The organism is Protofrankia sp. CiT1 (assembly GCF_917627335.1).
Lineage (GTDB): Bacteria > Actinomycetota > Actinomycetes > Frankiales > Frankiaceae > Protofrankia.
The window spans coordinates 28,077-35,311 of sequence record NZ_CAKJTP010000001.1 but is presented as its reverse complement, the minus strand read 5'-3'; the positions used below and the strand labels follow the sequence as shown (position 1 = coordinate 35,311).

Here is a 7,235-nt window from a genome sequence, read left to right as displayed (position 1 = left end):
GTGCGTGCGGCGCAAGGCAGCGAAGGGAGCCACCGGAGGCAGCGGACGGATACCCAGGCTCCTCGGCCAGCGCCCAATACCTCCGGCGTCTCCCTCCTCCGCCTCACGATCCATCGACCCGGACGCCGTTGTCTGATCGAACGCCCTATTGCCGGAGCCTCTTACTTCTTCTTGTCGCGGAGCGCGGCCCGCTCGCGCGCGACCGCCTCGGGCGTGGGTGCGCAGCCACCGAGGTGAGCGGGCAGCCACCATGGTGACTCGCCTGGTGGCGGCGGCGGGTAGTCCCGCTGGGCGTCGGCGAGAAGCTTCGCCATCGCGTCAGCCAGCAGTTGCGTCCCAGCCTGGGCGTCCTTCAGGTCGACCGCCGGGATCGCTTCACCAACCGTGATCGACACGGGGGTTCCTCGCGCGGCCCGGAAATTACGCGGCCGCCCCTTGGTGAGGATGCGCTGGCTGCCCCAAACAATTACTGGGAGTATCGGAACGCCTGCTTCGGCGGCCATCCGGGCCGCCCCTGACTTGAAGGGCTGGAGACAGAAGCTGCGACCGACCGTCGCCTCGGGAAAGACACCCACGAGTTCGCCGGCCCGCAGAGCTCGCACCGCGTGACGGTATGAGCCGGCGCCCGCCGATCGGTCGACGGGGATATGACGCATTCCCCGCATCAGAGGCCCGGCAAGCGGATGGGTGAAGACTTCATGTTTGGCCATGAAGCGTACCAGGCGGCGGTGGGAGTACCAGAACGGAACACCGGCAAGCGCGAAGTCCAGGTATGATACATGGTTGATCGCTACCACGCATCCACCGATGGCTGGTACGCGTTCCTGTCCCCGGACGTCCAACGTGAGATCGAGGGCCTTGAAGACCCCGAGCGCGAAACGGGCCACTGGCTTGTAGACGAGATCCGCCACCCGCTCCTTACCTCCAGACGTTCCCTGTCGTGACGATGACTCGACCGGCGGCCCCGATCGGCCACGAGAAGTGATTATCTGATCGTACCCTTGGCACGGTGACCCGGCGGAACCTCATACCGCCTGGTGCTTGACACCCCTTTTGCTGAGCATTGCATACTCGGGTCCTGGCGGTCGCACCGACACCGCACCCGCCCGTCGGCGGCGACAGTTGAGACAGGAGACGTACGACGCCTGACGAGTGGATGCAGTTGTTCACCACAGGTGACCCGCCACGATGGACAGCCGTTGCCGGTGGCGCGGTCGCCCTTCTCGTGGTGCTCAACAATCGCCTGTGGCCGCTGGCTCGACATGTGATCACTATTGCGCACGAGGGTGGGCATGCGCTTGCGGCGGTCGGAAGCGGCCGGCGCCTTGGCGGCATCCGGCTGCATTCGGATACATCCGGGGTAACCGTGTCGGCGGGCCGCCCGACCGGGCCAGGCGTCGTTATCACGGTAGCGGCCGGCTATATTACGCCCTCCGTCCTCGGGCTTGGCGGTGCCGCGCTGCTGGCGGCCAACCAGGTGAGCCTGTTGTTGCGACTGAGCGTCGCGCTGCTGCTCGGGGTCTTGGTGGCCATCCGCAACGCCTTTGGCGCACTGTCGATAGTGCTGAGCGCCGCGACAGTCGTCGCGGTGTCCATGTTGGCGCCATTTCGTTCGCAGGAGGTGTTCGCGGCCTTCATCACCTGGTTCCTCCTCATCGGTGGGGTGAGGCCGATCATCGAGGTGCAGCGGACCCGTCGCCGCGGTGCGCCGACGTCAGACCCGGACCAGCTGGCCCGCCTGACCCGCATACCGGCGGGGCTCTGGGTGGCCTTGTTCGCGATGGTGGCGCTGTTCTGCCTGGCTGTCGCGGCCGCGTGGCTGTTCCGTTGATGATCAGCCGATGGTCGGCACCCGACGCGATCAGACGGTGATGGCCTATTGGTGATGGCCGGGCCGGGCCGGGGCCGTGACGGCCGGATGCGGGCCGGGCCGCTCGCTGGCAGACTGTCATGCTGTGTGCGGTCGTTACGCCAACGCTTTGAGCGCACGGCAACTGACGGAGTCGTTCGCGGCACGTGATGAGACTGACGGCGTTCAGCCGAACTTCAACGTGTCACCGACCAACATCGCTCCGGTGGTTGTCATTCCGTCTGAGGGGCCGCTGGCAGGCGCGCGGTTGCGGACGGCCCGCTGGGGGCTGGTGCCATCATGGGCACGTGATGTCGCGATCGGTAACCGTCTGATCAATGCCCGGGCGGAGACGGTCGCCACCAAGCCCGCGTTCCGTGCCGCGCTGCGCGCCCGTCGCTGCCTGGTACCGGCAACCGGCTATTACGAATGGCACCGGGCCGATGGCGCCCGCCGCGGACAGCCCTACCTGGTACGGCCGGCTGACGATACGCCCGCCGGGCTCGCGGGTCTTTACGAGGTGTGGCATCCGCCATCGGGCGGTGTGCTCGCGACCTTCACCATCATCACCACCACCGCGGCCGGTGGGCTGGAGTTTCTGCATCCACGTTCGCCCGTGCTTCTCCCACAGGCCTCCTGGTCGCGCTGGCTCGACCCGTGCGTCAACGACCCGGAAGCCGTGACGGGGATGCTCGGGCCGGCGCCCGCCGGCATGTTGCGGGCGTACCCCGTCAGTTCGAGGGTTGGGAACGTACGTAACAACGACCCCCACCTCCTTGACCCGGTTGTCGTCTGATCTTGCGGTTCGCCTGGCTTGTTGGGCGTGGAGCGGCCGGCAGCTCCTCCGTTCCTCTGCCGGGCGGACGCATTTCTCTGCTGGGCAGGCGAAGCCGCGCAGGGTCGACAACGACAGGCCGTAGCGCCCATCAGCCCGCGGGGCATCGGTGATTGTCAGCGAACTAAGAGCGCCCGGCAATAGGGGCGTGGATCAAGGAGCGGGGCTGGGGTGCGTGCATCGCGAGGCGGCGGAGGGAGTCACCCTGGTGTTGGGTGGCGACCGACGACAACGCGGTGAGGTGCGTGCCCCAGCCCCGCGACGCCGCGTCCCTATTGCCGGTCGCTCTAAGTGGTCGCCGCCGCACGCATGCCGCCAGCATCTCAGCCGGTGTCCGACACCGGCTGACCTGACCGATTAGCTGTGGATAAAACCTGATTATCCACAGCTAATCGGTCAAAGAGGCTATAGCGGACGAAGGCTCCTACTGTCGTGGACATGATTGTTCCTTCGTTTACTCGTGGTAGCCGCGGCGCCGGTATCCGGCCCCCGGGTGGACATGACGGTCACCCGTCGGCGAGCCCTCCCGGGAAGGACGGCGTGGCGCCGCTGACCGTTCCGGCATGGTGGACGCCAGCCATGGCCGGTACGGCGCCCTCGGCTGTGGATCCCGACGTTGCGGAGCGGCCGGCAGGCTCTGGCACCCTCACCGGGGAGACCAGCGGGCTTGCCGCGCTCGGCGAGCCCGCGGCCGAGGACACCCCCGGTCGATCGGAGCGGCAGCCGGTTGTTGGGTCCGGCCCGCCGGGTCCTGCCGGACGCTTCCCTCGGGTTCCGCGCGGCGCCCTGGTCGATCCAGCCATCCGTGGAGCGCTGTTGCTCGTGGTGGTGGCGCTTGCCGCAGCGTTGATGGTTGGCTGGTTCGCCTGGCGGAACAGGCCGGTGTCTGTGACGGCTCTCCCCAGCGGGACGCAGTCGGAGCGGGCACAGGGCCGTGTGCCGACAGACGCGGACAGCGCTGCTTCGAAACCGGTGCTCTGGTCATCGGGCGGCACCGTCCGGAGCCCGGCGGCGCAGATCGTCGTCGAGGTCGTGGGCAAGGTGCGCAGCCCTGGCGTCCTGACCCTGCCCGCCGGATCCCGCGTGGTGGACAGCCTTGCACAGGCTGGCGGGGTGCTACCGGGAACGGAAACCACGGGTCTCGCGCTGGCGCGCCGTCTGGTGGACGGAGAACAGATCCTTGTGGATGGCCGTCCTGGGCCGGCGCCTCCGCAGCCGGCTGGCGCCGGCACCGGCGAGGGCGCGGGATCGTCGGGTGCCGCGCCCTCGGCACCGTTGAATCTCAACACCGCCACGGCCGAGGCTCTTGATGGCTTGCCGGGGGTGGGTCCAGTGCTGGCACAGCGGATCGTCGAGTGGCGCAAGGCCCACGGTGACTTCACCTCGCCCCGGCAGTTGGGGGAGGTGACCGGCGTTGGTGACCGGCGGCTCGCCGATCTCCTGCCATTGATCGCGGTCTGATGGGTGGCAGGCAGCCCGGTCGGCCCGGAACGACCGCACGGCGCGGGCGGCCGGCGTGACGAGGGCCGGACCCGACGGGGAGGAGCACCCCGTTGATCTCCGGCTCGCGGGGCCAGCGCTCGCCGCCTGGGCTGGTGCGGCGGGTGCCGGCCTGGCGGACCTGGCCCCGGCCGTGCTGCTGATCGACGGGATGCTGCTGGGCGCGGCACTGGTGTGCGCTGCCGCCCTGGTGCGGCGTCCGCGGCGGTGGCGGCCCGCGGCAACAGGCCTGGCGGTGTTGGCCTGCCTGGCGGCCGGGGTCCTGACCGCGGGCGTCACGACCCGCGCTCGTACCCATGGCCCGTTTTCTGATCTTGGCGCCGCTCGGGCGGTTGCCACCGTCGAAGGTAAGCTCACCGGCGATCCGCGAATAAGCCGTGCCGGCGGCACCCAGCTGGTCGTAGTCCCGGTACGGGTGGAGCGGCTGCGAGCGGGCGGGCGTGAGTTCCGGCTGCGCCAGCCGGTGCTCGTGCTGGCGGCCGCGACCGGTTGGGCGGGCTTGTTGCCGAGCCAGCGGATCCGCGCCGAAGGTAATCTCGCGCCACCGCGCGCGGCTGATGTCGTCGCCGCGGTCATCTTCGTGCGGCTCCCGCCGGTGGTGGTCGGTGGGCCGTCGGCGGTGCAGGCGGTGGCGGCTCATCTCCGGCAGGGGCTCCGTGATGCCGTGTCCGGTCTGGACGCCTCGCCTCGCGGGCTGCTGCCGGGTCTTGTCATCGGCGACACGAGCGATCTTGATGAGAGCCTCAAGGACGACTTCCGAGTTGCCGGGATGTCTCATCTGGTCGCTGTGTCCGGCGCGAACTGCGCGATCGTCATCGCGGCGGCCACGCTGCTCGTCCGGCGTAGCCGGTTGGGTCCGTGGCTTCAGGCCGGCTGGGTTGCGTTGGCCCTGTCCTGCTTCGTCATCCTGGCCCGGCCGTCACCCAGCGTTCTGCGCGCAAGTGTCATGGGGATGATCGGAATTCTCGCGGCGGGCAGCGGGCGGCAACGGGGGGCTCTGCCCGCGCTCTGTGCGACAGTGCTGATGCTTGTCCTTGTCAGTCCCGATCTTGCTCGTTCGGTCGGTTTCACTCTTTCGGTGTTCGCCACCGCGGGGCTGGTGATCATTGCTCCAGGCTGGCGCGAGCGACTGTCGCGACAGATGCCGACGTGGTTGGCGGAACTGCTCGCGGTCGCCGCGGCGGCACATGTCGCCTGCGCACCGGTGCTGGCCGCGATCGGTGGTGGGGTCAGTCTCGTCGCCATCCCAGCCAACATGCTCGCCGATGCGGCAGTGGCCCCGGCGACGGTCCTCGGGGTACTCGCCACAGTGGCCGCCGTCTGCTGGATGCCGCTGGCCCGATTGTTTGCGGCCCTTGCCGGCGTGCCATGCAAGTGGTTGATCATGATTGCCCGAGTCGCCGCGCGAGCGCCGGGAGCGCAGATCGGTTGGCCGGCCGGCCCACTTGGCGCCATGGTCCTGGTCGCGGCTACCGTAGTGACGTTCAGCGTGCTGCGCCGCCGCGGCGGCCGGCGTGTTCTCGCCGCGGCGGGGATCGGAGCGTTCACCGCCCAGGCGATCTTTATGTTTCGATCATGGATGGTCGCGAGATGACAATCCATGCTGAGGCCGGGTGCGGGCAGGCGGCACCTTTCAGCGAGGGCATCGCAGTCCACGGAGCACACGCATGACATGCTCCCCAGCGTGTCGTCGACATCCGCACCGCCACGGCTGGTCCTTGTCACCGGGGACGAGGAACTGCTGGTCACCCGCGGGGTCCATGCGGTCGTGAACGCGGCTCGGGCCCACGACCCCCAAGCTGAGATCGTGGATCGGGCGCCTGGCGAACTGACCGACAGCGATCTCGTTGATCTGTCCAGCTCATCGATGTTCGGTGGGCTGCGCGTCGTGGTGGTTCGCGGTGCGCAGGAGTTGGCAGACGACCTCCGAGATGCGTTGCTCGCCTACCTGGCCCGGCCGTTGGATGATGTTGTGCTTGTCGTCGTGCACAGCGGTGCCGTGCGTAACCGCAAGCTGGCGGACGCGATGAAGGCTGCCGGGGCACGGGTGGTTGCGGCGGCGCGTCTCACCCGTCCTCGCGACCGGCACGACTTCGTCGCGGCTGAGATCCGCCGGCTGGGTGGTCAGATCAGCCCGGGCGCGGTGAAGGCTCTGGCGGACGCTGTCGGCAGCGATCTGCGCGAGCTTGCGGCTGTATGCGATCAGTTGGTTGCCGATTCGGGCGGCCTGGTCAACGAGGCTGTGGTGGCTCTTTATCATCGCGGACGGGCGGAGACAACCGGTTTCGCTGTGGCGGATGCGGCGATCTCCGGAGACCTGGCCCAGGCGTTGACCGCGCTGCGACAGGCGCTGGGCAGCGGAGTCCCTCCGGTGCTCGTGGTGAGCGCTCTCACCACCGGGCTACGGGATCTTGCCCGGGTGGCCGCCGCCGGTGGTGGCTCCACCTGGGAGATAGCCCGCGGCCTTGGCATGCCTGACTGGAAGGTGGAACGGTCTCTGCGGGCGGCTCAGGCCTGGAGCGATGAGGGGCTGGCGCGGGCGATGCAGGCCACCAGCGCGGCGGACGCGGCCGTCAAGGGCGGGGCTGCTGACCCGGCCTACGGGTTGGAACGCCTGGTCACTGAGATTGTGGCGGTTCGGGGCCGCGCGGCGGGAGTGCGCCGGTGACTTCCGGTACCTCATCCGGTTCGGATCGGGAGCGCTCAGCCGGGATCGAGCGACCCGGCACCAGCCGTGGTGACGACGGCGCAACGGGTGCCGCACCGGTGGGTATCGCGCCGCTGGGCCGTCACCGGTCACGAGGGTTCCTCGGCGCCGGCAGCGTGATTATCGGGATTATCATCGCCCTGACGGATCTGGCAAGCGCATGGGTGATCGTGGCGCTTCCGCTGGTGGCAGCTGGTATGGCGGCTTATGACAACATGATCAAAATCATGCTGCAAGCGCCCACTGGCGAACAAGAGCGTTCCCACTGCCGGACGCTCTAAGCGTAAACATGTTCACCAGCGCGAACGCCCTACAACGACTTAGAGCGACCGGCAATAGGGGAC

Annotated in this window: 7 protein-coding genes; 6 read left to right on the top strand and 1 reads right to left on the bottom strand. The window is 68.7% G+C overall.

Translation table 11 applies throughout. From position 1 onward, the window contains the following. Positions 1 to 161: 161 nt before the first annotated feature. Positions 162 to 911, bottom strand: coding sequence for a 1-acyl-sn-glycerol-3-phosphate acyltransferase (locus MJ785_RS00150; RefSeq protein ID WP_239310818.1), 750 nt, complete (start codon positions 909 to 911; stop codon positions 162 to 164). A gap of 245 nt (positions 912 to 1,156) precedes the next feature. On the opposite strand from MJ785_RS00150, the gene MJ785_RS00145 reads away from it, so the two are divergent. From MJ785_RS00145 to MJ785_RS00120, 6 genes are all read left to right on the top strand, one after another. Beyond that, on the top strand, positions 1,157 to 1,831 hold the full coding sequence (locus MJ785_RS00145) for a M50 family metallopeptidase (protein ID WP_239310817.1): 675 nt from the start codon (positions 1,157 to 1,159) through the stop codon (positions 1,829 to 1,831). 76 nt (positions 1,832 to 1,907) lie between these two features. Further along, on the top strand, positions 1,908 to 2,645 hold the full coding sequence (locus MJ785_RS00140; RefSeq protein WP_370651621.1) for an SOS response-associated peptidase: 738 nt from the start codon (positions 1,908 to 1,910) through the stop codon (positions 2,643 to 2,645). 579 nt (positions 2,646 to 3,224) lie between these two features. Further along, entirely contained in the window at positions 3,225 to 4,145 is a 921-nt protein-coding gene (locus MJ785_RS00135; protein ID WP_239313577.1) for a ComEA family DNA-binding protein, read from the top strand. A gap of 55 nt (positions 4,146 to 4,200) precedes the next feature. Next, positions 4,201 to 5,778 carry a ComEC/Rec2 family competence protein gene (locus tag MJ785_RS00130; protein WP_239313580.1) on the top strand — a complete coding sequence of 526 codons (1,578 nt, stop codon included), beginning with the start codon at positions 4,201 to 4,203 and terminating at the stop codon, positions 5,776 to 5,778. 78 nt (positions 5,779 to 5,856) lie between these two features. Further along, positions 5,857 to 6,852, top strand: a complete 996-nt coding sequence (gene holA, locus MJ785_RS00125) for a DNA polymerase III subunit delta (RefSeq protein ID WP_239313583.1) — start codon at positions 5,857 to 5,859, stop codon at positions 6,850 to 6,852. 98 nt (positions 6,853 to 6,950) lie between these two features. Further along, positions 6,951 to 7,172: a hypothetical protein gene (locus MJ785_RS00120; RefSeq protein WP_239372529.1), complete on the top strand. Its 222-nt coding sequence runs from the start codon at positions 6,951 to 6,953 to the stop codon at positions 7,170 to 7,172. Positions 7,173 to 7,235 lie beyond the last annotated feature (63 nt).

What these genes read in the sequence shown, in the direction of transcription:
- holA (WP_239313583.1), top strand. Translation starts at nt 5,857, where the DNA reads ATGCTCCCCAGCGTGTCGTCGACATCCGCACCGCCACGGCTGGTCCTT.
- MJ785_RS00145 (WP_239310817.1), top strand. Translation starts at nt 1,157, where the DNA reads ATGCAGTTGTTCACCACAGGTGACCCGCCACGATGGACAGCCGTTGCC.